The following is a 23,934-nucleotide window of genomic DNA, read 5'->3' as shown; positions in this document are numbered from 1 at the left end:
CGCAACTTAGCAACTTACCATGCGCCGCGCGCGCCAATCAGTGATGGGGGATACAAAGATGGCCGACCAAAACGATGACGACATTCCGTTCATGCAGAAGCTGCTGGACAACCACTTTCTGCTGCTGTTTCTCGGCGTGGCGTCACCGGGCTTGCTCTACATCCTGTGGGGCATCATCGACATCATGAACACGCCGGTCGCCCGCTAGGCCAGTCATTCACATCAGGGAGAAACAACTATGAGTGCAATTCTGCCGCCGTCCGATCGGCTATGGTGGAAGCAACCCATCGACAAGGTCGAATGGGCGTGGATCGCGATCGCCTTCGTCTGGGGGATGGTCATGTTCGTGATGATGATCTATTGGCACATCTACGGTAAGCAGAACCTCTCCAACGAGGCCTACAAGACGACCCCCGAGATGTTCGCGGCCAAGGCCGAGAAGTTCATCGCCGAGAACACCATCCGTACCGAGACCGACCAGAACATTCCCGTGGTCAAGGTGCCGGCCGGCGGCGATGGTTACCTGATCGCCCGCCTGTGGGCCTGGTACCCGATCCTCGAACTCGAGAAGGGCCAGACCTACAAGATCCACCTGTCGTCGATGGACTACAACCACGGCTTCTCATTGCAACCGGTCAACATCAACATCCAGGTGATTCCGGGTTACGAGCATGTGGTCAAGATGACACCGACCAAGGCAGGAACCTACGCCATCGTCTGCAACGAATACTGCGGCATCGGCCACCACTCGATGCTCGGCCGTATCTACGTGAAATAAGGGGGGAACAAACAAGATGGCAACAACCTACCGTACCTGTCCCGTCTCCGGACTGCAGTTCGAGGACCAGGCCGAGAAACTGATGCGCTGGAACGCCGTCGCCGGCGTCCTCTGGCTGCTCGTCGGCGGCATCACCGCCCTGCTGGTCATCCTCACGCGCTGGCCGGCGATCAAGCTCCTGCCGGCCGACCAGTTCTACCTGATTCTGACTGCCCACGGCATCGACATGCTGATCCTGTGGATCCTCTTCTTCGAGATGGCCGTTCTCTACTTCGCTTCGTCGACCCTGCTCCGCTGCCGACTGGCGACGCCGAAGATCGCCTGGCTGGGCTTCTGGCTGATGGTCGTCGGCGGCATCATGACCAACGTCGCCATCTTCCAGGGCGAATCGAGCGTCATGTTCACCTCCTATGTGCCGATGCAGGCGGCCCCGCACTTCTACCTCGGGATCATTCTGGTCGCCGTCGGTGCGCTGCTCGGCACCGCCGTGTTCTTCGGCACGCTGGTCGTCGCCAAGAAGGACAAGACCTATCAGGGCTCGCTGCCACTGGTGACATTCGGCGCGCTGACCGCCGCGATCATCGCCACTTTCACCATCCTCGCCGGCGCCGGTATCCTGCTCCCGACCTTCTTCTGGTCCGTCGGCCTGATCAAGGAAATCGACGCACAGTTGTACCGCATGGTGTGGTGGGGACTGGGGCACTCTTCGCAGCAAATCAACGTCGCCGCACACGTCTCGGTCTGGTATCTGACCGCGGCCGTGATCTTCGGCGCCAAGCCGCTGTCCGAGAAGGTGTCGCGCTTCGCCTTCCTGCTCTACATCCTCTTCCTGCAACTGGCGAGTGCGCACCACCTGCTCTCCGACCCCGGCATGAGCGCCGAGTGGAAGGTGCTGAACACCTCCTACTTCATGTACTTCGCGGTGATGGCGTCGATGATCCACGGCTTCACGGTTCCCGGTGCGATCGAAGCCGCGCAGCGGCGCAAGGGCTACACCAACGGCCTGTTCGAGTGGTTGCGCAAGGCCCCCTGGGGCAACCCGGTGTTCTCCGGCATGTTCATCTCGCTGGTCAGCTTCGGCTTCCTCGGCGGCATCTCGGGCGTCGTCCTCGGTACCGAGCAGATCAACATGCTGATGCACAACACCTTCTACGTTCCGGGCCACTTCCACACCACGGTCGTCACCGGCACGACGCTGGCCTTCATGTCGATCACCTACCTGCTGGTTCCGGTCCTCTTCCGCCGCGAGATGATTCTGCCTAAGCTGTGCCAGATCCAGCCCTACCTGTTCGGCATCAGCATGTCGGTGCTCGGCCTGGTGATGATGGGCGCCGGCACGCTGGGCGTCTCGCGCCGGCACTGGGACATGGCCTTCTCCGGCGCACCGTTCCAGTATGAATGGCCGGGTGCCGCCTACCTGATGATGGGCCTGACCGGCATCTTCGGCGTCATCGCGGTGATCGGCGGCGGCCTGTGGATCCTGCTCGTCGTCGGTTCGCTGCTGTTTGGCAAGAAGCTCGACGGCGGCAAGGTCTCCAACCAGCCGACACCGATCCCGCCGAGCACGCAGGCCGCGTCGGCGGTGGCACACGGCAGCGACCATGTCGGCGTTCCCGGCACCGTGGTCCTGGCACTGCTGCTCTTCGTCTGCTTCGTCCTCTACTACTTCGTCAACTGGAAGTACCTGTCCGAAGTCTGGCTGCTGAGCTGATCCGGCAATCTCCCCCGCGCCGCCGGCGTGGGGGCCTGCCTCAATCGGGCCTGGAGTACAGGCTCGATTCAAGCAGGCCTGACCCCGAACCGATCGTCCCATCGTTTTTCAACTGATCGCCAAGCTATCGACGCCAATGCAATCCACACTCCCATCGAACAGCACCCCCGGTTTTCCCTTCCGTGCCATTCTGGGCGTCTTCAAGCTGCGCATCGGCGTCGTCATCACCTTCACCGCGCTGGCCGGACTTGCGGTCAGCCCGGGGCCTGCCCTGAGCCTGCTGCAACTGCTGGTGCTGACCTTGTCGGTGCTGGTTTCGTCGGCCAGCGCCGGCGCCTTCAACCAGTATTACGAACACGACAGCGATCACCTGATGGCGCGTACCAGCAAGCGCCCCTTCGTCACCGGCGAACTCCGCCATGGGCCGATCTGGCTGCTGGTCATCGGCGCCCTGATGGCGCTGTCGGTCGGCAGCGCCTGGCTCGCCCTCAACGCCTGGTCGGCGCTGTTCGTCTTTCTCGGCGCCTTCTTCTACGCCATCGTTTATACGGTGTGGCTGAAGCGGCGGAGCTGGCTGAACATCGTCTTCGGCGGTCTGGCCGGGAGTTGGGCGGTACTGGCGGGGGCGACCGCCGCCGACCCGCAGCCTGGCGGCGTGCCGCTGGCGCTGGCACTGGTGCTCTTTCTGTGGACGCCGCCGCATTTCTGGAGCCTGGCGATCGCTTTCCGCACCGATTATGAAGCCGCCGGCGTACCCATGCTGCCGGTCGTCGTCGGTGACCAGCGGGCAGCGAACACCATCTTCTTCAGCACCCTGGCGCTGGTTGCCGCTTCCTTGCTGCCGCTGGCCTTCGGCCTTGGCGCGATCTACTTCGCCGGCGCCGCCGTCGGCGGCTTCCTGTTCATCCAGAAGGCCTGGCGGCTGACACGCGACCCCAACCGCAAATCGGCCATGGTGTGTTTTCATGCCTCGCTGATCCAGTTGACGCTGGTCCTGCTGGCCGCCATCGTCGACACCCAACTCCGGTTCTGATCCCCGACAGGCAGGTTTCCGCGATGGCTCGGTTTGCTCGCGCGCTGGTCGCGTCGATTCTCTTTCTCGCAGTCAATCCGCTGCTTGCCGACACTGACGTCGCCGAGAAACCCAAGCTCACGGCGCGTCCGCAGGGCGTCAACAGCGGCCTGGCGCTCACCGCCCTCGATGAAAAAGCGGCCTTCGCGCTGTCGCAGAGCGCGATTGGCAAACGCGTAGGCGACTTCGTCCTCCTCGACCGCGAAGGGCAACCGGTACAACTGGCGCGCTATCGCGGCAAGCCGCTGCTCGTCAGCTTCATCTATACCGCCTGCTTCCAGGTCTGTCCGACGACCACCCGTAACCTGCAGAAGGCCGTCCAGAATACCGTCGACGTGATGGGTGCCGACCGTTTCAACGTCATCAGCATCGGCTTCAACCAGCCTTTCGACTCGCCAGCGGCCCTCAAGGACTTCGCCAGGCAATACGGCATCCACCTGCCCAACTGGGAGTTCCTGAGCCCTGCCCCGGCGATCGTCGGTGAACTCACGCGCGAGTTCGGCTTCAGTTTCGTCGCCACGCCAGCCGGGTTCGACCATCTCAACCAGATGACGATGGTCGACGCCGAAGGCACGATCGTGCGCCAGGTCTATGGCGAGAAGTTCACTGCCGAGGATCTCGCCGAGCCGCTCAAGGTGCTGATCGCCGGCTCGGCCATCCCACGCGAAGTGGGCACGCTCACCGAGATCATGGAACGTGTCAGGATCATCTGCTCGATCTACGATCCGCTGACCGGCCGCTACCGTACCAACTACTCGCTGTACTTCCAGTTCGCCGGCTTCCTGACCTTTGTCGGCTTCATGATCTACCTGTCGGTCAACTTCTGGAAAAACCGACGTCGGGGCACGCCAAAAACCCCCTGAAGGATCTGGCCGCTGCCACCAGCGCTTGCGGCGTCCGCCCGTCACCGCGGCCACGCAAAAGACCTTGCTTCCCGCGTGCCATCGTCTACACTGCATTTAATTAATTCCCTTTCTTGCTCTTCGACCGAAGCAGGCGCGGCGACCACCGCGCCCGGCTTGGCGTTGGACATTCGCATCGGCGGGCTGCCGGCGATAACCCTCGGCACAGGGAGTTGTCGGGTGATGGCGAGTGCAACGTGTGGAATCCACGGGAGATGCCCTTGGCCGGCGGTTCGCCGGGTGTCCCTCCCATTGACCAATCGGCCTGCATCGGCAAGGCCGGAAAGGAGCGTGACAAATGCCTCTCATCATGCACGGCAACTGGACAGTTGCAGTCAAGGAGAAACATGCGGCTTTTGCGCAGCGTTTCATCATCAGCGGCGCGACACACGGCAATGGCACCTACGTGGCGCCGCATGCGCCGGTCTATGTGACCGGCAGCATCTGGTCGGTGCGCATCCAGAGTGACCCCGGAGGGTCATCCTGGGCTGATTCGGAGTACCAGATCACCTTCCCGGTAAAGTCGGCCGGGCAGTACCAGTTTGATCTCCAGTCCAATGACGTGTGGGGCGGCGACGCAGACTTCAACGACCTGGTGTTGACCTTCTCCACCCCGGTTACCGAAACCGATTTCCTGATCTATGGGCACGTGAGCAACTACAGCGGTTGCGCCTACAACCCCTGTTATCCCGGCTACATCTACCTCGAGAGTGCCCTCGCCCTCGCCAAGGCGCGTCGCTTCCCGGTCCTGCGCCAAGCGATCGAGCTGCTGTATCCGCAAAGCATCCCACCGCAGCGCATCCCGCTGCCGGATCCACCGCCCGAGTTGCCGGCCGCGCTGCTGAGCGGGCAGGCCTACACGCCGGTGCTGATCCCGGTGCAGGGCAAGACCTATACGCCGGTCAAGCGGGCGCAGGTGATGAGGACGGTGCCGGTCGAGCAGGCAGCCGATAGCGGCAGCGAATCTACTGCCGCTGCCGGAACGACCCGGGTTCCCGTGCGCACGGTCGAAGTGGCTCAGGCCGTGAGCGCCATTGCCGCCCTGGACAAGGTTGCCCTCGGCCGATTGCTGGACATCGGCATCCGCAACTGCCAGACCGAGTCGCTCGTCAATGCGGCGCTGCGCTTCCTGGAATACGACCGTACGCTCGCCGAACTCGGAGGTGGCCAGTACACCGGCGAAGGCAACCGCGAGGAGCTTGGTCAGGCCAGCACCGACCGCAATGGCAACTACATCTTTCGCTTCAGCCGCAGCCTGGCCCAGTTGATCGACGAAACCAATACCGACGTCGCCCTCGGCGAGAACGAGGTTCTCGAAGCCATGCCGGACCTGATCATCCAGGTACTCGGCGCTACCCTGCCCGGGGGCACGCCGTACGAGACCGCGCCTTACTGGAACGTGCCGCTGGTCAAGCGCCTGAACATCTGCATACCGTCCAGCTACTGGCATACGCCCACCGGTTGCCACGGCAAGCCGATCTCGCACATCGGCTTCATCCCGGTCGGCAAACCCTCAACGGTTACTCTGGACAGCGATGGCCGCGTGACCTGCACCGACACCTCGAAGATCGACATTCCGCAGACCCAGTGTGCCGCCTGGTGGGGTGCGCTGCGCATGAGTGCGTGCATCGGCAAGTACGACCAGGTGCCGCATTTCACCCTCGAGTATCGCGCGCGACGACCCGACGGCAGTTGGACCAACTGGAGCATCTATCAGGAGGCCCTGATGCTGGATAACTGGAAGACCCTGGTGAACGAGTGGGTTGCCACCAAGGCGGGCCCCTTCATCCACAATCTCGAACTGGTCAAGGGGCAACCCAAGCAGGACGTCCTGGCCTACAACAATATCCAGGGCAACATGGACTGGTCCGGCCCGGACTGGTTCATCAAGGCCGTCATCCCAAGCTGGGTGTATTCGTACCAGGGCGGGCCGGGCAGCGTGCAGTTCCGCCTCAAGGCCTACGGCCCGGATGGCAAGCAAGTCCAGCTGTGGAGCGATCCGGTGACCTCGGCGCCGCTGTATCAGGACAGCATCCGGCTCTATGTCGACCATACCGGCCCCGAATTGAACTTCAAGGAGGTGACCATCGGCACAGCCACCACGAATCCATGCCCTCTGTTCACGCTGACGGGCAGCGAGTTGGTCAATGCAAGGCTTGATCTGAAGTTCAAGGCCGTCCAGCGTCAAGGTTTTCTCGGCGCCTACACCTTGAGCGTCACCAAGTGCAATACGCCCAACTTCCCGCTGGAAGACTTGGCATCGGCACATCCCCTGCACCTCGACTACCTGGCCGGCCCACCGCCCTGCGGCGATCTGTTCGGCACGCTGTTCGGCGTCGATGTGGATGCCGACGTGAACGACCATGTCGCGGTGCAGCTCAATCCGCCGGGCAGCTCTCCATGGCTCGGGCCCGACGAAACGTTGTCGAGCTTCACGCTCAACCTGAGCGCAAGCGTTCGCCGCACCGATGGCCACAGCAGCAATTACCCCGTTTACTACGGGCCGCTGCAGTACAACCTGGTCATTCAGCGCGGTTCATGAGGTCGCGCGATCGGCATGCAGCAGACAAGTGAGGCAGCCTGGCTCTTCTTCTGCGTCGCGACGCTGGCCGTCTGGCGTCTGACGCATCTGCTACACGCCGAGGATGGTCCGTTTGACGTATTCGTGCATTTGCGCCGTGGCGCGGGAGGGGGATTCTTCGGAAAGCTGCTGGGCTGCTTCTATTGTCTGAGCCTGTGGACTGCCGCCCCGGCCGCCTGGCTCCTCGGCGGCGACTGGCGGCAGTGGCTCTTGTTGTGGCTGGCGCTGTCCACCGCTGCCATACTGGTCGAACGCCTGCATGCCGGACTGTTGGCCCGCGAGCAGGCCTTTGGCCTGCCAGCCATCTATTCGGAAGACGCGGCGACACCTGAAGAGGGAGCGGATGGGCTGCTGCGGAAATAACCGTGCTGCACCCGGGCCACCAGGAGCGGCGACCGCCACACGTCCTGGCAGCGCGACAGCGGGACAGGCCCAGCAGCGCGTGGTCGCTGCCGTGGTCCACTTCCAGTACATGGGGAACACGGCCTTGAGCGCACGCGGCATGTTCTCCCGCCGCGTCTATCGGTTCGCCGCTCCGTTGGCCGTGCTGGAGGTGGACGCGCGCGATGCACCGAGCATGGCAGCGGTACCCCTTCTGAGAAGGGTCAAGGCACCGGGATAGCCGCAACTCGCCGGGCGAGACGGATCCCTGCGATCTGATCCGCCACATCGCCTTTGGTCAGAAGCCGCTCACCCGCTGCGAACGCGCCGTGCTCATGGCCAGCCTGCGCGAACTGGTGCGGGAGATGGAACTCCTGCTACTGCAATCGCATCGAGGGCCAGAGCACCCATCCGCACACCATCAGGCGCGCCCTGCGGCAAGACTTCTCCGACCAGCCTGAAGTTGCGCGCCTGCAGCGTGTCGCCCTGGCGCACATCGAAGCCGAACGTCAGCTCGAAACCGCTGTCGCCGCGGGCACGCCGGCGCTCCCGGTCGCCTTCGTCCAGCAAGCCCATGCCGCGCTCTACGGCCGGCTCGCCGAAGCCGACCGCCTCACCGCCCAAGGTCAGCCCATCGCGCCCGGTGCACTTTGCCTTCCCGCTCGACGCCCTGCAGCTCCTACTACCCGTGCTCTACCCGGAAGCCGCCAGCCGCCCATACTTGGGCGATTTCCCGGAATCACAATACCGAACCACTGGCGTGGCGACTTGTTTTGCTGGACGTAAGCCCGGTCTACTGCCATGACTCTTGGTATGGCGTTTTTGCGGAAATTACCTAAGGTCCGTTGCGAGGTGGTCGGGGTACCCGAGGAGGCACAGGAGTTCCGTACCAAGGGCGAGATCGCCCCTAGAGGTGGTGATACGCCGGAGGCGGGAAGGCTTCCACTTTTCGTGCATTGGCTTTGATGGGGGCTACGGGCACTTGCCCTTGCTACTTCGGAAACGGGATGGCGATAGAAAGCGCTTCTTCGCTGAGGTGCATTCGGATCAAGCGGTCCATCTCCAAGATCCGGCACCCACCGTGGCCGAGCGACGTTCGTCAAAGGGTCGGGCGCCACGTCGGCTTCGGACCGCGGCAGAGCCTATGATAGGGACTGACCAGGCGGCCGCTCCGCCGGCATCAGCCGGACGCCGCTTGTTGTTTCGTGACGGCGAGAAGGGCCGGGGCCATGGCCGACTATCTGACCCAACGAATGTCAGCTACGTCGTTGGCAGGCCAGGCACGATCACATGGTGCTGGTCATGATCGCCACCATGTTTCTGGCCAAAGAGCGCATGGCCCTTCGCGATACGGCTGACTTGCTCTCCTGCCGCAACCTCGTAGAGATCATGCGCCACCGGTTGCCCACCAACATCACGGCTGACGAAGACCTCGCCATATCCATTACCGAGAGGCATCAGCGGCAGCGCCAGGCAATGCAGTCGGCCTTTCGACGGCATGCCGGGATGCCTTCGGCATCAGATTGAAATGCAAACAAACAAGGTAGAACGAGACGAATTTGCAGTGCGCGAGGTGCACCACACGCAGCCGTCGTTCGTCGAAAAATTTTACAGATCACCGCCCGCCCCCCGTCAGAATCGCTCTGGAGTCTCCAAGTGGTTGTTTTCTTGCGAACCGTCTCAACATGGCATGTTCTGTGCTTTTCATTCGCTGTGACCCGGGAAGAGAACCTCAAATGTATCGGCGGCGCGCTCCGACGTCCGCAGACCGCAATTCGAGACGACCAGCGGGGCCGTCCACAGAACCTCCAGCCAAGGACCCTTTCTCCATGAAAATTATGCGTACGAAAAACCTAGTTGCCGCGATCGCCAGCGTCGCGGCTCTTGCCACGGGCAGCGCAGCACACGCAGCCTTCCAATACACGCTGAACAGCATCTTCGGCGACGGCCTGCCGGACTTCGTTCTGACGGTCCCAACCCTGATCTCGAGCGATACGACCTTCCAACTGACGGACTTCGACTCGATCACTCTGCCCAGCGGCGAGACCGTTCTGTCAGTCGCTATCCGCTCTCCTCTGGGCGGCCCCGAAATTGACTTCAACATTGCATCGGGATCTTTTGGTTACTTTTGGGTGACTACGGATGCGTTTGTCGGCCCGGGGACGTATTGCGCAGGATTCCGCGGCTGCACCGACACTGCCGCCATCATGACCATCACTGAGACGGGGACGGTCCCGGAACCCGGGAGCCTCGCTCTGCTCGGTCTAGGCTTGGCAGGCCTCGCAACGTGGCGCAAGCGGCGTTGAGGTCAAGCACACCGTAGAAGCCCGCCCGGCGCGGGCTCTTTACGCTGCGCCAGAGCGCGGCGGGAGTCTGCGATGTTGGCTTGGCCAGCTTGGCCACAGTATCTCCTTTCTCGTAGACCGTGCGGCTCAGCTCGACGACGGGATGAGCCCCTTTCCAGGCCATGCTCTTGGCCCACTCCAGCATCGTTCGTGTGTCGGTCGGCTTGGCGCCGTTCCAGTGCCTTATGTGTGTGACGCGAGTTCACTCCTCGGGGGCTTGACACTCCCACCACGCGTAGAGATTGTCGATGATGAAATCGCTGGTCTTCGCCGAGCTTCCGAAGCACAGAGGGAGGGATCACTGTCTTCATTGACGACACCAAACGGGGTGTGCTTTTCCTCGCATCCCATGTCGTGGTCAGTCGCCCGGTTGTCACCCCGCGTCTTGCCACCGCGCGAGTACTCGCCACTATTCACCGTCGCCTTGCCGTCCATGCTCAAGCGCATGACGGCTTCGTCTTGGCAATCGCGGTCACGTCCCCGGATATTGGCGAGGATGGCGTCGGTTTCAGGGAGTTTTCTTGGGGTTTGGCCTTGAGCACCGGACGCAACCGGTACCCGTTGCGGTTCAACACTTCCGACACGCCGCTTCGGGAGGGCAGCACATCGTCCGCAAATCCCTGCGCCCGTAGCTGCTCGATGGCGGCCTCGGCTCTCAGGCGGGTGAACGACAAGGTCGTGCGAGACGTCGGATCTTGTTGGGCATGACTTTCCGCCAGTGCCCACAGGGCCTGCGCCACCTCCGGGTGTTTCTTCTCTGACAACCTCGCACCGCAACAGAGCGTGTGGAGCCCCAGGCAAACGATACCGGTACGCTTCTCATGCCGACCGAGTTGCACGGCCTGCCGACTCCAGCCGAAAACGTCCTCGGCACGCCGAGCACTGCCGCTACAATACTTCAACGCCATCGCCGCCTGAAACGCCCTGCGCCTCGGCCCCGTCATCTTGCTCGCCGCAAGTCGGATATCGTCGAGGTGGACGGCTTCAAGAGAAACCTGCCTTTCAGCTACCGTGGTGACCCCCTGTTACGTCCCGCGATATCTGGAACTCTTCAACCCGAGCCATTCGAGGTTGAGATGATGGCAAAGTCCCACGCTGACGCCGGAAGAAGAGGTTCCGGCGTCAGCGTGGGACGAGAGGGCTAGAAGGGCTCGCCTGGAGGTATTCTCCAAGGGGCTTCGGGATCGTAGAGGTTCATCTGACGGCTGCGGTGGCGGCGAAGCTGGACGAGGTAGCGGGCCTCACAAGCAGCGGCGAGTTGGTGAAGGAACTCGCTGATCGCCGCCGCACTTTCGTCGGAGAGGCCGTCGGGGAAGAGGGAGTGAGGGCGGCGTTTCATCGCAACTCCTCGATAGCCGCTTGCAGCAGATCGTCGGGCAAATGATTGAGTGCGCGCGGCACCGCCAGACGCATGGCGGTGCGCAGGATGCGCCCGGCGTGGCGCGGCAGGCCCTTGCTGGCTTGGCGCAGGAGTTCCAGGCCGGAATCGGTGAGCAGGGTATGCGCACACCCGGCGCTCTTGAGGGCATGGCCGACGAGTTGCGCAAAGCGCTCGCGTTCGAGCACCGGTCGCAGATGCACGCGTGCCTGGATGCGGCCGGCGAGTGCGGCGTAAGACGCCCGTTCGAGGGTTTGGGCGAGGATCGGGTGACCGACCAGCCAGACAGTGATGAGATCGCGCGAATCGAAGGCGAAGTTGAGAAAAGCGGGGAAATCGCGGAAGAATTCGGGTGGCAGATTCTGCGCCTCGTCGAGGATCCAGACCGGCAGAAGTTGCTTGGCGTCGGCCAGATGATGGATATGCGCCTTGATGTCGCGCCACAGTTGGGCGCGACGATAACTCGGCTGAAGGCCGAGGGATTGGGCCAGGCACCGGTAAAGGTCTGCCCGTCCGAAATCGGTCTCGGCATGGTAGATGACTTGGTAGCGATGCGGATTGAGCTTGGCGGTCACGAGGCGCAAGGCGGCCGTCTTGCCCACGCCGGCCTCGCCGGTCAGCAGGCCGAGGCCCGGCGATTGCAGAAGCCACTGGAAGCGCTCGGCGAGTTGCGCCAGCGCACCGTCATCCCACAGCTCGGCGGCGTCCTTGCCCAGAGGCGGATGGCGCAGACCAAAGTGTTGCAGATACATCTTCAGTCTCCTTTGCGGTCGTAATACTGACGATAGGTGAGTTCGATCAGATTCGGGCCAGACGGCGAGGCGGGAGCGGCGTCTGTCGGGTCGGATTTATTTCGTTGGCGATCGAGATTGCCCAGGGCATCGAGCGGGGTCGCGGCGCCGATCCCCTTGCCGTGCTCGTCCTCGACCTCGATGACCGCCCCGCTATGCGGATCGACGACCAGACACACCGTCTTGCCGGAGAGTTCGAAAGGCACTTCGAAGCGCGCCCCCTGATACGACACCGTGCCATCCTTCCTGACTCGACGGCTGACGCGATACCGGAACAAGGCATCGAGCTGCGCGGCCAGCGCTCCCAGCGAACGAATCTTCGACAAATCCTGCTGGTAGCGCGCGAGCGGCGTCATCCCGTCGAGGCCGGCATGCGGCGTATGGTGATAGACCCGCTCCAGCCAGGCCCAGAGACGCGCATTGAGGTCCTCGAAACTGTTGATGTGGCGCTCGTCGAGTTCCGACAGGAACTGGTCGCGGCAGGTCCGGTGCCAGCGCTCCAACTTGCCCTTGCCCTCGGGCGCATAGGGCCGGCAATAGATCAGGTGAATGCCCAGGCGGGCGCAGATCCCCTGCAGGGTCTCAGCACGGTAGGCCGCGCCGTTATCGACGACGAGCTTGATCGGGAGGCCTCGCTTCAGCAGCGCCTGCTTGAGCACCCCTTCGATGTCGAGCGCCGTTTCGCCGGGGCAGAAAGCGCTGTGAGCCACCAGACGTGAGGCATCGTCGAACAGCGAGACGAGATACCCCTTGACGAGCTTGCCCTCGTGAGGCACGCGGGGACCGTGCATCACATCGCCATACCAGATGGCGCCCGCGGAAGCGGCGACGAAGCTGCGCTTCTCCTCGGGCAGGCTGGCCGAGCCGCTGATCCGCGACAGGCCGTGCTGTTGCAGCAGCCGGTGGACCGTCGAGCGCGACAGGCTGCCGCGAGCCACCGTTCCGGCGGCTTCGAGCAACTGGCGAATCTGACGGATCGAGCGGCGCGGGTTGTCGCGCTTCGCGGCAAGGATCGCGGTCTGAATGGCTTGCGATAGCTTCGATTGCCCGCGGTCGACACGGGTCTTGGGTGTCAGGCCATCGATGCCCTGGGCAAGGTAAGTGTAATACCAGCCCTGAATCGTCTTCTCGGCAACATGGCGCCGACGCGTGCCGGGAATGGTGTATTCGCGCTCGGCCAGGGCGCGGATGGTCTGCTGCAATTCGCCGTGATCCAGCCGTTCCCGGCTGGTCAGCGAACCCAGGACGGACAGGCGAAACAAGGCGATCGGATTGATTCGATTCATGACGACTCCTCGGGGTGAATGGGAGTCGTCATCAAAACAAAAGGGCCGAAATAATGCCACGAGCAAACTGTGTGGGGACCCCGCCCGGGCGGGGTCCCCACCGTCCGCCACTCGCTCGGTGTCAGGAAATCATGGGACGCTCATCTCTTGATCGAGCCAGAACATGGCCCGCGGCAGACCCAGGCTGTTGAACACCTGGTGCCAAAAACCGTGCGTGTCAACGGCCCGGCCGAGTTCGGCAAAGCGCACGCGCAGGTGAAACACAAAGTCCTTTCCCCGCTCCTGCAACCAGTTCCACCAGCGCGCGCCCGTGTGCCGGTCAGGTGGACCGCCGGGGTGCTCTGCCGCGCCGTTCAGCCGCTGCTGCAGGACTTGCTGTTGCACCGACCAGTCATACCAGCGTCGCGGTGCGATACATTCCGGCAGGCGCGAACACGTGCGTCGGCATCCGGCACAACGGTAGCGAAGGATGGGGATCGGGTTGAGCCGTGGCGGCACGGCTCGGCGGTCGGCCTTTCGCTCATAGTGACCATGCTGATGGACCACTCCCAGCCCGCAGTGCGGGCACGACTTCGGTCGATACACTTCAGCGGCCTTTTGAGTCGTCTCAACGTGCTGCTCAAGCGTGGTGATGCCGGCTACAATTCGTTGCATGGGCTGGGCTCTTTTCTATCTCGGTCGTCTCGATAACTTCCCACGATAGCAGAGGTGTTCCAGCCCTTCTCCGTCCTTCTTCATTCCGCCTTCGCTCAGGAGATCCTTCGATCTTCCTGCTCAAAGTACGCGCGATATTCAAAGCCCTTCAATCCCGTTTAGGGGCGGACGTAACACCCCCATCAGCAATACCTCTAATCTCACAGTCAACTAGAAGTATCTTACACAACTGAAGTTTAGACCGACATTATGGAGCAGCCACCCCACTCGTCCGCCGGGCTTGGCGACGCCGCCGCCCCTGTTCTTTCTGGCGAGCTCATTCTGTGAGCCTATAGCGCCCTACACTGCGGCTCATGCCCCAACCCCATGAGCCCGTGCGATGAGTTTACATTTCCTCCTGAAAGCCAAAGCCCGTACCCTGTCCGTGGTTCAGGTCCTGGCGATGAGTGACGACGACGCGTTTACCCTGTTCCGCGAGGCGCGCTGGGGCGACGGGGAGGAAGTGGTCTGCCCGCACTGCGGCATGGCGCACCGGCACTACTTTCGCCCGGCCCGCAAGATTTGGCGTTGTGCGGGCTGCCAGGAGGATTTCTCGGTCACGTCCGGAACGATTTTCGCCTTCCACAAGCTGCCGCTGCGCCTGTACCTGGCGGCCGTGATCCTGTTCACCAACGCCGTGAAGGGCATTTCCGCGCTGCAGGTGGGTCGCGACCTGGGCGTGTCCCACAAGACTGCCTACGTGCTGTTGCACAAGATCCGGGAGAGCCTGCTGGTGGGCCGGGAGGAATCCGCTCTGCAGGGCGAGATACACGTGGATGGCGCGTATGTCGGCGGGAAGGTCCGGCCGGAGAACAAGAAGGAAGACCGGGTAGACCGGCGCCTGGCAGAGAATCAAGACCCGGACAAGCGCTGCATCCTGGTGATGCGTCAGGCGCACACCGAGGCGGAGGTAGAGGCCGGCAACGCCGGGGCCAAGAAGACGCTGACCTTCATCGTCAAGAATGAGAACCAGGCCGACCTCGGCAAACTGGCGCCAGCCTACATCGCGCCAGGTGCGGTGATCTGTGCCGACGAATCGGACGCCTACGACCGGCTCCCTGCCAAGTACGAGGTTCGCCGGGTGAACCACGGCAAGGAGTACCGCGCCGATGACGGCACGACCAACAACCTGGCGGAATCGTATTTCTCCCGCTTCCGCCGTTTCCACATCGGCCAGATCCACAAGGCGGCTCCGAAGTACCTCGACAACTACGCCAACGAGATGGCCTACCGGGAAGACACCCGGCGCTGGAGCAACGGCGACATCTTCCGGGACATCCTCGGCAAGTGCGCCCGTGCCCTGGTGAGTCGGGATTGGTGCGGGTACTGGCAGGGCAACCACCGACTGGGGGAAAGCCTGGCGGTGTGAAAGCGTCAGGCGACCGCCCAGGTGGCGCCGTGCCCGTCACGGCCGGCAGGGATCAGGGTGCCGCTACGCTCCAGGCGATGCACGACGCCAATGGCGTTCTTCCGCATCTGCTCGATCATGACGGTGGTCGCTTCCAGACCCCGGCGTGCCGTCAGCGCTTCGCCGATCTGGCGGCTGCTCAGCGCTGCGCCTTGAGCCTCGCGGAAGATGTCCAGAACCAGGCGTTGGCATTCCCCCGGGCGGAAGAAACGGTTCCGCATCCGGTGGGCCTTGACCCGGATCGTCCGCAGGTCGATCTCCGGGGAAAACAGCTTGAGGGTGGCGTCAAGGTGGGCCAGATCATCCGCCAGACGATCCATTTCCTTCTGATGATGCTCGATCAGCCCAGCCAGTTCGGCGCGCTTGCTGATCAGGGCCGTAACCACGTGGCTCTCCGCCATGAACAATGCTCCTGTTCGTTGAAAACAAGAGAATTTTCGCCGGGCTGAGCGTCAGCCGCTGGGGGTGGCTGCTCCATAATGCCGGTTTAGACACTCGCGATCGCCGGCGGATGCCGAAGACATCCCGGCGCCGTGAAAAAAGTTTTCGAAAAAATGAAAAAAAAGACTTGACATGACAAGAGAATCGTGAGGTCGCCGCGCGCTGCTTGCGCATGGTTCTCGCGCAAGCAGCGCGCGGCGACCAATGAGGGATCGTTTTCGATCTCGGACTTTCCCTCATGTCTCTCGCTGCCAACGTTGGCTTGCTGCTCTCGGAATGGATTTCCTTTCTCCTGGTGGCCGTACCACCGCGTTCCCGCCGAACTTTCGTCGAACTCCTGATCGGCTGCATGCTCAACCCGGAAGGCTGGGTTACGCGGGCCATCGGGGCCATTCGCCGAGAGGCGCACTGGGCGACCTATTACAAGCTCATCGAGCGGGCAAACGTGTCGGTCACGGAACTGTCGTTGCGTTTGCTGCAGCTGGTGCTGACGGTGTGCCCGACCGAACTGGTCACCCTGATCCTCGACGATACGCTGGTTCCGCGCGGCGCGAAGGTCGGGCCGGGGATCAGTATCAAGCACGATCACAGCTGTGTACCGCCAACGTTTCTGATGTTTCAATGTTCACAGAACTTGATGGCTTAGCGAATGATTGGGTGGGAAACCGCAGCCAGTCATCATGGCTGTTGGCGCGAAATGCCGCACCAACAGCCATGATCGAGCGTATCGACTCTCCACCGCGTCAAGGGTGTGCTTCGCCAGGCTGCATAGTGCCGCAGCCTGCCCTTGACCCGTCTCCGAGTCATCGAGCCCATCACGCTCGTGATTATTTATGACAGGGTAACAAGAAAAACCAAACAAAGTCAGACCATTACAACACATCACTCTTGTTGACCAAGTCCTGATCATACCGTGATGGCACTTCGAGCACTCCATCACTTATCGTGATTTCCCAAGAAATCATGGAGTTATCGACAAAGCCATCAACTTGCTTGACCAAAGTGGAGCGATTTCCCATCACGGGAGCTGACCGTGCTCAACAGCCACAAGGCCAATCGGCCGACCTTTTTGAACAGCCAGTGCTGGGTCACGCTGGCTCTCGTTGTTCGCGTCCGGCTGGGCTCGGCGCTGACGGTACCCATTCGCTCATGGCTGCTCGAAGAGTCGGGCCAACGGGGCAAACTCTGGGTGGCACGGCAATTGATGGACTCGATCCGGGGGCAGGTCAAGGGGGTGCGCTTGTTGATCGATGCCTGGTTCATGCGCAGCACGCTGATTCTTCCTTTGCTCGAACAACAGGTCCGAATCATCGGACAGGTGCGCCGCGATACGGCCTTGTTTCTGCCGCCCGAGCCGGAGCCGAAACGCCGAGGACGCAAGCGCAAGTACGGCCTCCGGATCGATGCCGTGGTACTCGAAGCCTTACCGGTGCAGGAGATGGAACTGCTGCTGTACGGCAAGGTGCAGCGGGTTCGGGTGCGCTCGGCCCTCGCCGTGGCGCGATTCTTGAAGGGTGTCCCGGTACGGGCAGTGTGGTGCGAGATGTTCCTGTCCGACCACACCTGGTCGCGTCCGCGCCTGATTCTGGCGACCGAGACCGAGCTCTCGGCGCAACAGGTGGTGGAGATCTACGCCGAGCGCTGGGGGATCGAGCCCTTGTTTCACAACCTGAAGCGCTGGTGGGGAGTAGCCAATCTGTGGCAGCGGTCAAAGGCTGCCCTGGAACTGTGGATGCAGATTCGCTCCACGGCCTATGCCTTGACGCAATTGCTGGCTCTGCAGTTGTGGCAGTCCTTTCCGCTGATGGCCATCGCGCCCTGGCGAAAGGGTGCCATGATCACCGCGGGCCTTTTCGCTCAATGGCTGCGGATTCAATTTATCGGACTTCCCCTGCGTGACGCCTATGACCCGAAGTCCGGTCAATTCATGATGCCTTTCCCCGGTCAGGATCAGCGTTTGCAGTGTTGAGGCGTCTGGCCCAGCGCCGATCGGTGCTGGGGAATGCCATCGTCGTGCCCCTCATCGATCGCCTCCGCGGAAATCCCGCCCGGCGGGACCCGCGTGTGTCTAAACTTCAGTTACACAACCGTATGAATAGTTGCTGAGATTACCTAAGGGCTTCCGGCGTCGGATCCAGCCGGACGATGTGCTCCACCTTGTCCTTCGCCTCCTCGACCGACGGCGTATGGCCGCGCGGCACCCACCACAGCACCTGGTGAGCGCTCCTCAGCTTGGCCATCCAGGCGTCGCGGTCGCGCGCAGCAGTTCGACATGCGAGGTCTTATAGACGAAGTGCTGCAGCGACTGCAGGTCGTCCCAGACGCTAAGGCTGACCAGCAGCAACTGATCTTAGAAGACGCGGATCGCCGTCGAATCGCCGGCATCGGTCTGCAGGCGCCAGACGAAGCCCGCTGTCCGGTCGGCAATGATATTGATTTCGCCGAGGCTGGCGACGAAGCCTGCCATGTGTTCGGATTCCATTTCGTCCCTCGCGAGGGCGACGTTGATCTGCGCAAGCTGGTATTTTTTAAGGGCTGTCCCCGGGTGGCCGGGGATCTCTCCGGGCGCCGGACTCAGGACTCAGGACGGAGGCAGGGTTCAATCCGTCCAATCCTCGACCAGCAGACCGGCAACCTGAGAGAACCGTCACCAGCACAGCGCCGACGCTGAGCGCATGCGTGGCAATCAGCAGATCGAGCGGGGCATGCGTCTTTCCGTAGCGCGCCAGGTCGGCTCGCACCACGCCGTAGTGCTCCGCCACAGCACTGTCCCAAGGCAGCACATCAACGCGCCGCAAGAACTCACGCACGGCGCGATGGAGCCGCCTTGCCTTCGGCCGCTTTGCCTGGGCAAAGAGCAACCCGCCCTCGCTGATGGCCGAGATGCAAAGCGATGCCATTGGTGCGGCCACGACTCGCCGAACGAGGGCTGGATTCTCCTTCATCAGTTCGCTTGCTGCGTTGGTGTCGAGCATGAAGCGCTTCATTCACCCCACCCGCTGAAAGGGTCCCGATCTTGTTCCGGTTGGCTCCGTTCGTTCTTGTCGAGAAAATCCAACGGCACATCGGCACCTCTGAGCGCGGCAAAAAAGCCATCCCAATCCACCGGCTTACGTGACAGGATGACGTCGCCGGTTTCCGGATCCTGGCGGATGAAGACTTCCTTGGTATCGAAGCGATAGGCAGCGGGCAGCCGCACAGCCTGGCTGCGACCGTTGCTGAAGAGTTTGGCGACTTGGCTCATGGCTGCCTCCGGCTGCCGGGGTAGATCCCAAAATCTATGCCTGGTAACGGGATGCATCAAGGGCTGTGCCAAGCGCTTGGAGCGGGCGAAGGGCGAAGGACGCATCTGCCGCACGCCGAGGATGCGCCGTTTGACGTATTCGTGCGTTTGCGCCGCGGCGTGGGGTGCGGGATTTCTCGGAAAGCTCCTGGGGTGCTTCGACTACGAGGCACCGCGCATGGCGGCGGTAGCCCTTCTGAGGACGGTCAAGGCGCCGCGATAGCCGCAGCTCGCGGGTCGGCCTGCCCAGGCCTGCCACAACGAAGATCGTGCAGTCGGTCGGGCCTGTCGTCAGGCCCACGCCAGTCGCCGGGCGGTCAGCTACGGGTCAGCCGGCGCCTGGAGGATAGAGCAAGCACGAGGAGACCGATCCCGAAGACTCCAGGCATTCCGGGCTCCGGCACCTGCAGCATGGCGAGGGCACGTCGGCCATCAAGGGTGGCCGCGCCTTGCCAATACCATTCGACGTCGAAGCTATCGTTGACCAGCGCCAGTTCGAGCGGCGTCACCCCGGTAACGGCGAACGGGGTGGCAAGCGTCAGTTCGTAACGGTAGAGATCAAGGCCATCTACGGAGCCATCGGCAACGCTCTTCACACTACCGCTTTGCGTCTTGCCGCCGAGCGCGATGACGAAGCTGTCGTCGAGGACGCTGCCGGCGAGGTAGTAGCCCCACCAGGAGATTCTGTTGATCGACGCCGGCGCCGGCACGGCCACGCTTTCGGCATAGGGCCCCGTACTTTTGTCGGCTTGCTGGCCGACAGCCGTCACGGCAGGCAATTGCTCGACGAGGAGCGTGGCCGACGCGTTGGCGGCCATGAAAAAACAGCCGATCAGCACGGCAGCGTGGAACTTTCGTAAGGTGGTGGAGAGTTTCATATGATTCCCGTTGTGTTGGCTCCCGTCGGCGCGAAATCAGTCTTGTGCCGACGAGAGGATTGCTGTTGAGCTGGCCCCCGGATTTCATTTCATTTCATCCGGGCTACTCGGCCGCCAATCCCGTAGCCCGGATGCAGCGCCAGCGGAATCCGGGATCCCCAGGCACCTCGAACCTTGCCCCGAATTCCATTTCATTTCATCCGGGATACTCGGCCAAAAATCCCGTAGCTCGGCCGCTGCTACGGGGCAAAGACGTCGGTCAGCGGCACACCCAGGACCGGCACCTGGAAGTCAATCTTGTCGACCAGGAAGTCACTGCCGTGCTTGACTCCCACGGCATCGCTCGTCACCGTCGCGGCAAAGCTGCCGTCCGCGTGGGCATAGCCCCCCGGGACGAAGGTGCTGCCGTCGTAGACGCCGGCACTCAGCTCGATGGCGCTGAAAGCCAGGTCCGATGTCAGGGTGATGGCCTGCGTTCCCGCCGCGCCGCCGGCGTGGAAGCTCGTTTCCTTGACAACATGACCATCGGCGTCGAGCAAACGCAGACGCCCGCTTTCGACAAAGTCGCCGCCGTCGTCCTGAGTGAAAAGACGCGACAGATAGACCGTCAGTCCGGTTGCGCTCTCGGCGAGGTTGAATCGCAAGGCTTCCTTGCCGTCGATTTCCTGCCGCACCGGGCTGCTTGCCTCCGACTGCCCGCTGACCCCCAGGTCGCCAGCGTAAATGTCGCCTCCCGCCAGGGTCTGCGGGCTTACTCCGTTCAAGCGCACCGCGCTCCAGGTCTCCGTCGCATTCGTGTAGTCGGCTTTGTGGACGATAGAAGTGACGATGTCCGCGTTGGTCCACGCGGCTGCCCACTGGCCGCCAAGGCCGGACTGGCGATCGGGAGCATTACCTATGCTCACCGTCTTGGTGGGAATCGGCACGACATCGATCGCGGCGGTTGCGGTCGCCGTGCCGCCGAAGCCGTCGCTCGTCGTGTAGCTGAAGCTCGTCCGCCCCGTGAAACCGGCCTTCGGGGTGAAGATGAAGTGGCCATCGGCAAGGAGCGAGATTGAGCCCTGCAGACCCGTAACGTCGGCCAGCTTGGCGGTAAGGGCATCGCCATCTGCGTCGCTGTCGTTGCCCAGCAACCCGGGCGCGGCAACCTCGAGTGTCCGGCCAGCATAGACAGCATAGCGGTCGTTGACCGCGACTGGCGAACTGTTGACCAGGTTGATGGTGGCCGTGCCGGTCGCCGTACCGCCGGCGCCGTCGCTGACCGTGTACCTGAAGCTGGTGGTACCGGCAAAATCCGTCGTCGGGGTGAAGCTGAAGTGGCCGTCGGCAAACGGGGTAATGCTGCCGCGCAGGCCGCTGACGTCCAGGGCCACCACACTCAGCGTGTCGCCGTCGGGGTCGCTGTCGTTGGCCAGCAGGCCGGGGGCGGCGACGCTCAACACCTGGTTCGGGCGGATGTTGTAGGTGTCGTTGTTGACGACCGGCTTGTTGTTGAAAACGTCGATATTGACCTTTGCGGTCGACGTGCCGCCGAAACCATCGCTGATCGTGTAGTTGAAGCTGGTCGTGCCGGTAAAGCCAGCCGTCGGAGTGAAGCTGAAGTGGCCGTCGGCAAACGGCGACAAGGTGCCCTGGAGGCCGGTGACGTTGAGCGAGGTCACCTGCAGCGGATCCCCGTTGGCGTCGCTGTCGTTGGCGAGAAGGCCAGGCGCAGCGACCGCCAAGGTCCGGCCGACGTGCACCGAATAGGAATCCTCTACCGCCACCGGAGCGGCATTGCCGACATGGACGAGCGCCGTGGCGGTCGCATTGCCACCGAATCCATCGTTGATCGTGTAGGTGAACGTCGCGTCGCCGACGAAGCCCGTGTTGGGCGTGAAGGTGAAGCTGCCGTCCGCACGTGGGCTGACCACGCCCTTGCCCGACAGGCCGGTGACGTTGAGGGACGACACGCTGAGGGAATCGCCGTCGGCGTCCGTGTCGTTGGCCAGCAGGCCCGGCGCGGCCACCGTCAGTACGCCGCCGGCGTGAACGAAGTACTCGTCGGCGTTCGCGTCCGGTGCTTGGTTGACCACGTCGATGCTGGCCACGGCGGTGGCGGTACCGCCGTTGCCGTCGCTGACCGTGTAGGAGAATTTGGTCGTGCCGACGAAGCCCAACCGCGGCGTGAAAGTGAAGCCGCCATCCGGCGCGCTGCTGAGCGAGCCTTGCAGCCCTGCCGTGTTGGTGGCGCTCACCCGCAAGGCGTCGCCGTCGGCGTCACGGTCGTTGACCAGCAGGCCGGGGGCGCTCAGGGTGAGCGCACGATTGCCGCGCGTGCTGAAATGGTCGTCGCTCGCCACTGGCGCGGCATTGGTGACGTGAATCACGGCATTGGCCGTGCTCGAACCGCCGAATCCATCGCTGATGTAGTAGGTGAAGGTCGCGTCGCCGGCGAAGCCCGCGCTGGGCGTGAAGGTGAAGCTGCCGTCCGCGCGTGGGATGATCACGCCCTTGCCCGACAGGCCGGTGACGTTGAGGGACGACACGCTGAGGGAATCGCCGTCGGAATCCTTGTCGTTGGCCAGCAGGCCCGGCGCGGCCACCGTCAGTACGCCGCCGGCATGAACGAAGTACTCGTCGGCGTTCGCGTCCGGTGCTTGGTTGACCACGTCGATGCTGGCCACGGCGGTGGCGGTACCGCCGTTGCCGTCGCTGACCGTGTAGGAGAATTTGGTCGTGCCGACGAAGCCCAACCGCGGCGTGAAAGTGAAGCCGCCATCCGGCGCGCTGCTGAGCGAGCCTTGCAGCCCTGCCGTGTTGGTGGCGCTCACCCGCAAGGCGTCGCCGTCGGCGTCACGATCGTTGACCAGCAGGCCGGGGGCGCTCAGGGTGAGCGCACGATTGCCGCGCGTGCTGAAATGGTCGTCGCTCGCCACTGGCGCGGCATTGGTGACGTGAATCACGGCATTGGCCGTGTCCGAGCCGCCGAATCCATCGCTGATGGAGTAGGTAAACGTCGCGTCGCCGATGAAGCCGGCGTTGGGCGTGAAGGTGAAGCCGCCGTCAGCGCGTGGGTTGATCACGCCCTTGCCCGACAGACCGGTGACATTGAGGACCGACACGCTGAGGGAATCGCCGTCGGAGTCCCTGTCGTTGGCCAGCAGACCCGGCGCAGCCACCGACAGTACGCGGCCGGCATGGACGAAAAACTCGTCGGCAATCGCGTCCGGCGCGGCATTGGTGACGTGAATCACGGCACTGGCCGTGTCCGAGCCGCCAAATCCATCGCTGATGGTGTAGGTGAACGTCGCGTCGCCGGCGAAGCCCGCGTTGGGCGTGAAGATGAAGCTACCGTCCGCGCCTGAGCTGATCACGCCCTTGCCCGACAGACCGGTGACGTTGAGGACCGACACACTCAGGGAATCGCCGTCGGGATCCTTGTCGTTGCCCAGCAGACCCGGTGCGACGACGGTCAGCGGCTGGTTGGGGCGGGTGCTATAACTGTCGCTATTGGCAACCGGGTTGCGGTTGATCGGAACAGCGGCTAGTGCCGGGGAAAGTGCAGCGGAAAAAGCGCTTGCGCCAAAGACGCTGGACTCCGCCAGACTGTCTGGCGCGCTCGTATCAAGCAACGACGCCAGACTCGGGCTCGTCGCGCTCCGCGCATTGGTGCCGTCGTCGCGCCCCGCAGACAGGTACTCGTCGCGCGAGACGATCGTCTCAGCACCACCATCCCGGGAAAAAGGCTGGGTCGACGCCGTGGGGTCGCCGTTGAACAACCAACCGAAGCGATTGTGGCCATGCTTCTTCATGAGATCTCCTTGCGAAACAGCGCGTCAACAGGGCATAAGCAATTCCGTCGCAGTATAAGAAAAATCAGCAAGCAAATTTCGCACCATACTCTTATATTGCTGCTTTAATGTACTTTGCAATCTTTCCCCGCCACCTAGTGTAAAGGATACCGACACCTCGCAGCGCCCGCTGCACAGAGACGCACCACTTCGCCGCATGGGCGAGGTGACAT

21 protein-coding genes and 4 pseudogenes are annotated in these 23,934 nt (G+C 62.8%); 12 read left to right on the top strand and 13 right to left on the bottom strand.

Features of this window, described 5'->3' with window-relative positions; genetic code table 11:
* Window positions 1-58 precede the first annotated feature (58 nt).
* From CAP2UW1_RS08925 to CAP2UW1_RS08895, 7 genes are all read left to right on the top strand, one after another.
* On the top strand, window positions 59-208 hold the full coding sequence (locus tag CAP2UW1_RS08925; RefSeq protein WP_015766301.1) for a hypothetical protein: 150 nt from the start codon (window positions 59-61) through the stop codon (window positions 206-208).
* Window positions 209-238: 30 nt separating this feature from the next.
* Entirely contained in the window at window positions 239-778 is a 540-nt protein-coding gene (locus CAP2UW1_RS08920) for a cupredoxin domain-containing protein (protein ID WP_015766300.1), read from the top strand.
* A gap of 16 nt (window positions 779-794) precedes the next feature.
* Window positions 795-2,489 carry a cbb3-type cytochrome c oxidase subunit I gene (locus CAP2UW1_RS08915; RefSeq protein ID WP_015766299.1) on the top strand — a complete coding sequence of 565 codons (1,695 nt, stop codon included), beginning with the start codon at window positions 795-797 and terminating at the stop codon, window positions 2,487-2,489.
* Window positions 2,490-2,625: 136 nt separating this feature from the next.
* Window positions 2,626-3,522: a heme o synthase gene (gene cyoE, locus CAP2UW1_RS08910; protein ID WP_015766298.1), complete on the top strand. Its 897-nt coding sequence runs from the start codon at window positions 2,626-2,628 to the stop codon at window positions 3,520-3,522.
* A 23-nt stretch (window positions 3,523-3,545) separates the two neighbouring features.
* Entirely contained in the window at window positions 3,546-4,424 is an 879-nt protein-coding gene (locus CAP2UW1_RS08905; RefSeq protein WP_015766297.1) for an SCO family protein, read from the top strand.
* A 337-nt stretch (window positions 4,425-4,761) separates the two neighbouring features.
* Window positions 4,762-7,005: a hypothetical protein gene (locus CAP2UW1_RS08900; protein WP_015766296.1), complete on the top strand. Its 2,244-nt coding sequence runs from the start codon at window positions 4,762-4,764 to the stop codon at window positions 7,003-7,005.
* 15 nt (window positions 7,006-7,020) lie between these two features.
* Window positions 7,021-7,407 (top strand): hypothetical protein, encoded by a 387-nt coding sequence (locus CAP2UW1_RS08895; protein WP_015766295.1) that lies wholly within the window; start codon window positions 7,021-7,023, stop codon window positions 7,405-7,407.
* A 351-nt stretch (window positions 7,408-7,758) separates the two neighbouring features.
* On the opposite strand, the gene CAP2UW1_RS08885 is transcribed toward CAP2UW1_RS08895, so the two are convergent.
* Complete coding sequence (locus CAP2UW1_RS08885; protein ID WP_041567786.1) at window positions 7,759-8,049, bottom strand: hypothetical protein; 291 nt, start codon at window positions 8,047-8,049, stop codon at window positions 7,759-7,761.
* Window positions 8,050-8,715: 666 nt separating this feature from the next.
* On the opposite strand from CAP2UW1_RS08885, the gene CAP2UW1_RS08880 reads away from it, so the two are divergent.
* A complete protein-coding gene (locus CAP2UW1_RS08880; RefSeq protein WP_015766293.1) occupies window positions 8,716-8,952 on the top strand; it encodes a hypothetical protein in 237 nt (78 codons plus the stop codon).
* Between the two features lie 302 nt (window positions 8,953-9,254).
* Window positions 9,255-9,731: a PEP-CTERM sorting domain-containing protein gene (locus CAP2UW1_RS08875; protein WP_015766292.1), complete on the top strand. Its 477-nt coding sequence runs from the start codon at window positions 9,255-9,257 to the stop codon at window positions 9,729-9,731.
* 222 nt (window positions 9,732-9,953) lie between these two features.
* Here the strand turns inward: CAP2UW1_RS08875 and CAP2UW1_RS26075 are convergent.
* From CAP2UW1_RS26075 to CAP2UW1_RS08850, 5 genes and pseudogenes are all read right to left on the bottom strand, one after another.
* Window positions 9,954-10,678, bottom strand: a pseudogene (locus tag CAP2UW1_RS26075) (ISAzo13-like element transposase-related protein).
* A gap of 233 nt (window positions 10,679-10,911) precedes the next feature.
* Window positions 10,912-11,109, bottom strand: a complete 198-nt coding sequence (locus CAP2UW1_RS08865; RefSeq protein WP_012806121.1) for a hypothetical protein — start codon at window positions 11,107-11,109, stop codon at window positions 10,912-10,914.
* Window positions 11,106-11,900 (bottom strand): ExeA family protein, encoded by a 795-nt coding sequence (locus tag CAP2UW1_RS08860; RefSeq protein WP_012806122.1) that lies wholly within the window; start codon window positions 11,898-11,900, stop codon window positions 11,106-11,108. The genes CAP2UW1_RS08865 and CAP2UW1_RS08860 overlap by 4 nt, the downstream gene beginning before the upstream one ends.
* A gap of 2 nt (window positions 11,901-11,902) precedes the next feature.
* Complete coding sequence (locus tag CAP2UW1_RS08855) at window positions 11,903-13,225, bottom strand: DDE-type integrase/transposase/recombinase (RefSeq protein WP_012806123.1); 1,323 nt, start codon at window positions 13,223-13,225, stop codon at window positions 11,903-11,905.
* A 129-nt stretch (window positions 13,226-13,354) separates the two neighbouring features.
* Window positions 13,355-13,879: a DUF6431 domain-containing protein gene (locus CAP2UW1_RS08850; RefSeq protein WP_012806124.1), complete on the bottom strand. Its 525-nt coding sequence runs from the start codon at window positions 13,877-13,879 to the stop codon at window positions 13,355-13,357.
* A 379-nt stretch (window positions 13,880-14,258) separates the two neighbouring features.
* Between CAP2UW1_RS08850 and CAP2UW1_RS08845 the strand changes: the two genes are divergently transcribed.
* The gene (locus CAP2UW1_RS08845) at window positions 14,259-15,287 is read left to right on the top strand and encodes an IS1595 family transposase (RefSeq protein ID WP_015766238.1); all 1,029 of its coding nucleotides are present in this window, start codon (window positions 14,259-14,261) and stop codon (window positions 15,285-15,287) included.
* A 5-nt stretch (window positions 15,288-15,292) separates the two neighbouring features.
* Here the strand turns inward: CAP2UW1_RS08845 and CAP2UW1_RS08840 are convergent, their stop codons facing one another.
* Window positions 15,293-15,727, bottom strand: a complete 435-nt coding sequence (locus CAP2UW1_RS08840; protein WP_015765733.1) for a hypothetical protein — start codon at window positions 15,725-15,727, stop codon at window positions 15,293-15,295.
* 278 nt (window positions 15,728-16,005) lie between these two features.
* Here CAP2UW1_RS08840 and CAP2UW1_RS08835 point away from each other — a divergent pair.
* A pseudogene (locus tag CAP2UW1_RS08835) lies at window positions 16,006-16,389 on the top strand (transposase); the annotation flags it as partial.
* 417 nt (window positions 16,390-16,806) lie between these two features.
* A pseudogene (locus CAP2UW1_RS08830) lies at window positions 16,807-17,736 on the top strand (IS701 family transposase); the annotation flags it as partial.
* 139 nt (window positions 17,737-17,875) lie between these two features.
* Here CAP2UW1_RS08830 and CAP2UW1_RS24480 read toward each other — a convergent pair.
* The 6 genes and pseudogenes from CAP2UW1_RS24480 to CAP2UW1_RS08805 all read right to left on the bottom strand — a co-directional run bounded on the left by CAP2UW1_RS24480 (window position 17,876) and on the right by CAP2UW1_RS08805 (window position 23,722).
* Entirely contained in the window at window positions 17,876-18,007 is a 132-nt protein-coding gene (locus CAP2UW1_RS24480; protein WP_081444137.1) for a DUF3291 domain-containing protein, read from the bottom strand.
* Window positions 17,995-18,234: pseudogene (locus CAP2UW1_RS26070) on the bottom strand (DUF3291 domain-containing protein). The gene CAP2UW1_RS24480 and the pseudogene CAP2UW1_RS26070 overlap by 13 nt, the downstream one beginning before the upstream one ends.
* Window positions 18,235-18,295: 61 nt before the next feature.
* Complete coding sequence (locus CAP2UW1_RS08820; RefSeq protein WP_015766288.1) at window positions 18,296-18,754, bottom strand: type II toxin-antitoxin system VapC family toxin; 459 nt, start codon at window positions 18,752-18,754, stop codon at window positions 18,296-18,298.
* Window positions 18,751-19,011, bottom strand: coding sequence for an antitoxin (locus CAP2UW1_RS08815; protein WP_015766287.1), 261 nt, complete (start codon window positions 19,009-19,011; stop codon window positions 18,751-18,753). The genes CAP2UW1_RS08820 and CAP2UW1_RS08815 overlap by 4 nt, the downstream gene beginning before the upstream one ends.
* Before the next feature lie 356 nt (window positions 19,012-19,367).
* On the bottom strand, window positions 19,368-19,928 hold the full coding sequence (locus tag CAP2UW1_RS08810; RefSeq protein WP_015766286.1) for a PEP-CTERM sorting domain-containing protein: 561 nt from the start codon (window positions 19,926-19,928) through the stop codon (window positions 19,368-19,370).
* A 239-nt stretch (window positions 19,929-20,167) separates the two neighbouring features.
* Window positions 20,168-23,722 carry a cadherin-like domain-containing protein gene (locus CAP2UW1_RS08805; protein WP_015766285.1) on the bottom strand — a complete coding sequence of 1,185 codons (3,555 nt, stop codon included), beginning with the start codon at window positions 23,720-23,722 and terminating at the stop codon, window positions 20,168-20,170.
* Window positions 23,723-23,934: the final 212 nt, after the last annotated feature.

Origin of the sequence: Candidatus Accumulibacter phosphatis (genome assembly GCF_000024165.1) — a bacterium.
GTDB classification, from domain to species: Bacteria; Pseudomonadota; Gammaproteobacteria; order Burkholderiales; family Rhodocyclaceae; genus Accumulibacter; species Accumulibacter phosphatis.
The sequence above is the reverse complement of the archived record's forward strand: the minus strand, read 5'-3'. Positions and strand labels throughout refer to the sequence as shown.

Excerpts from the sequence above, each read along its gene's own strand:
- CAP2UW1_RS08925 (WP_015766301.1), top strand. The coding sequence starts at position 59 with ATGGCCGACCAAAACGATGACGACATTCCGTTCATGCAGAAGCTGCTG.
- CAP2UW1_RS08920 (WP_015766300.1), top strand. The coding sequence starts at position 239 with ATGAGTGCAATTCTGCCGCCGTCCGATCGGCTATGGTGGAAGCAACCC.
- CAP2UW1_RS08915 (WP_015766299.1), top strand. The coding sequence starts at position 795 with ATGGCAACAACCTACCGTACCTGTCCCGTCTCCGGACTGCAGTTCGAG.
- cyoE (WP_015766298.1), top strand. The coding sequence starts at position 2,626 with ATGCAATCCACACTCCCATCGAACAGCACCCCCGGTTTTCCCTTCCGT.
- CAP2UW1_RS08905 (WP_015766297.1), top strand. The coding sequence starts at position 3,546 with ATGGCTCGGTTTGCTCGCGCGCTGGTCGCGTCGATTCTCTTTCTCGCA.
- CAP2UW1_RS08900 (WP_015766296.1), top strand. The coding sequence starts at position 4,762 with ATGCCTCTCATCATGCACGGCAACTGGACAGTTGCAGTCAAGGAGAAA.
- CAP2UW1_RS08895 (WP_015766295.1), top strand. The coding sequence starts at position 7,021 with ATGCAGCAGACAAGTGAGGCAGCCTGGCTCTTCTTCTGCGTCGCGACG.
- CAP2UW1_RS08880 (WP_015766293.1), top strand. The coding sequence starts at position 8,716 with ATGGTGCTGGTCATGATCGCCACCATGTTTCTGGCCAAAGAGCGCATG.
- CAP2UW1_RS08875 (WP_015766292.1), top strand. The coding sequence starts at position 9,255 with ATGAAAATTATGCGTACGAAAAACCTAGTTGCCGCGATCGCCAGCGTC.
- CAP2UW1_RS08865 (WP_012806121.1), bottom strand. The coding sequence starts at position 11,109 with ATGAAACGCCGCCCTCACTCCCTCTTCCCCGACGGCCTCTCCGACGAA.
- CAP2UW1_RS08860 (WP_012806122.1), bottom strand. The coding sequence starts at position 11,900 with ATGTATCTGCAACACTTTGGTCTGCGCCATCCGCCTCTGGGCAAGGAC.
- CAP2UW1_RS08855 (WP_012806123.1), bottom strand. The coding sequence starts at position 13,225 with ATGAATCGAATCAATCCGATCGCCTTGTTTCGCCTGTCCGTCCTGGGT.
- CAP2UW1_RS08850 (WP_012806124.1), bottom strand. The coding sequence starts at position 13,879 with ATGCAACGAATTGTAGCCGGCATCACCACGCTTGAGCAGCACGTTGAG.
- CAP2UW1_RS08845 (WP_015766238.1), top strand. The coding sequence starts at position 14,259 with ATGAGTTTACATTTCCTCCTGAAAGCCAAAGCCCGTACCCTGTCCGTG.
- CAP2UW1_RS08840 (WP_015765733.1), bottom strand. The coding sequence starts at position 15,727 with ATGGCGGAGAGCCACGTGGTTACGGCCCTGATCAGCAAGCGCGCCGAA.
- CAP2UW1_RS24480 (WP_081444137.1), bottom strand. The coding sequence starts at position 18,007 with ATGGCCAAGCTGAGGAGCGCTCACCAGGTGCTGTGGTGGGTGCCGCGC.
- CAP2UW1_RS08820 (WP_015766288.1), bottom strand. The coding sequence starts at position 18,754 with ATGAAGCGCTTCATGCTCGACACCAACGCAGCAAGCGAACTGATGAAG.
- CAP2UW1_RS08815 (WP_015766287.1), bottom strand. The coding sequence starts at position 19,011 with ATGAGCCAAGTCGCCAAACTCTTCAGCAACGGTCGCAGCCAGGCTGTG.
- CAP2UW1_RS08810 (WP_015766286.1), bottom strand. The coding sequence starts at position 19,928 with ATGAAACTCTCCACCACCTTACGAAAGTTCCACGCTGCCGTGCTGATC.
- CAP2UW1_RS08805 (WP_015766285.1), bottom strand. The coding sequence starts at position 23,722 with ATGAAGAAGCATGGCCACAATCGCTTCGGTTGGTTGTTCAACGGCGAC.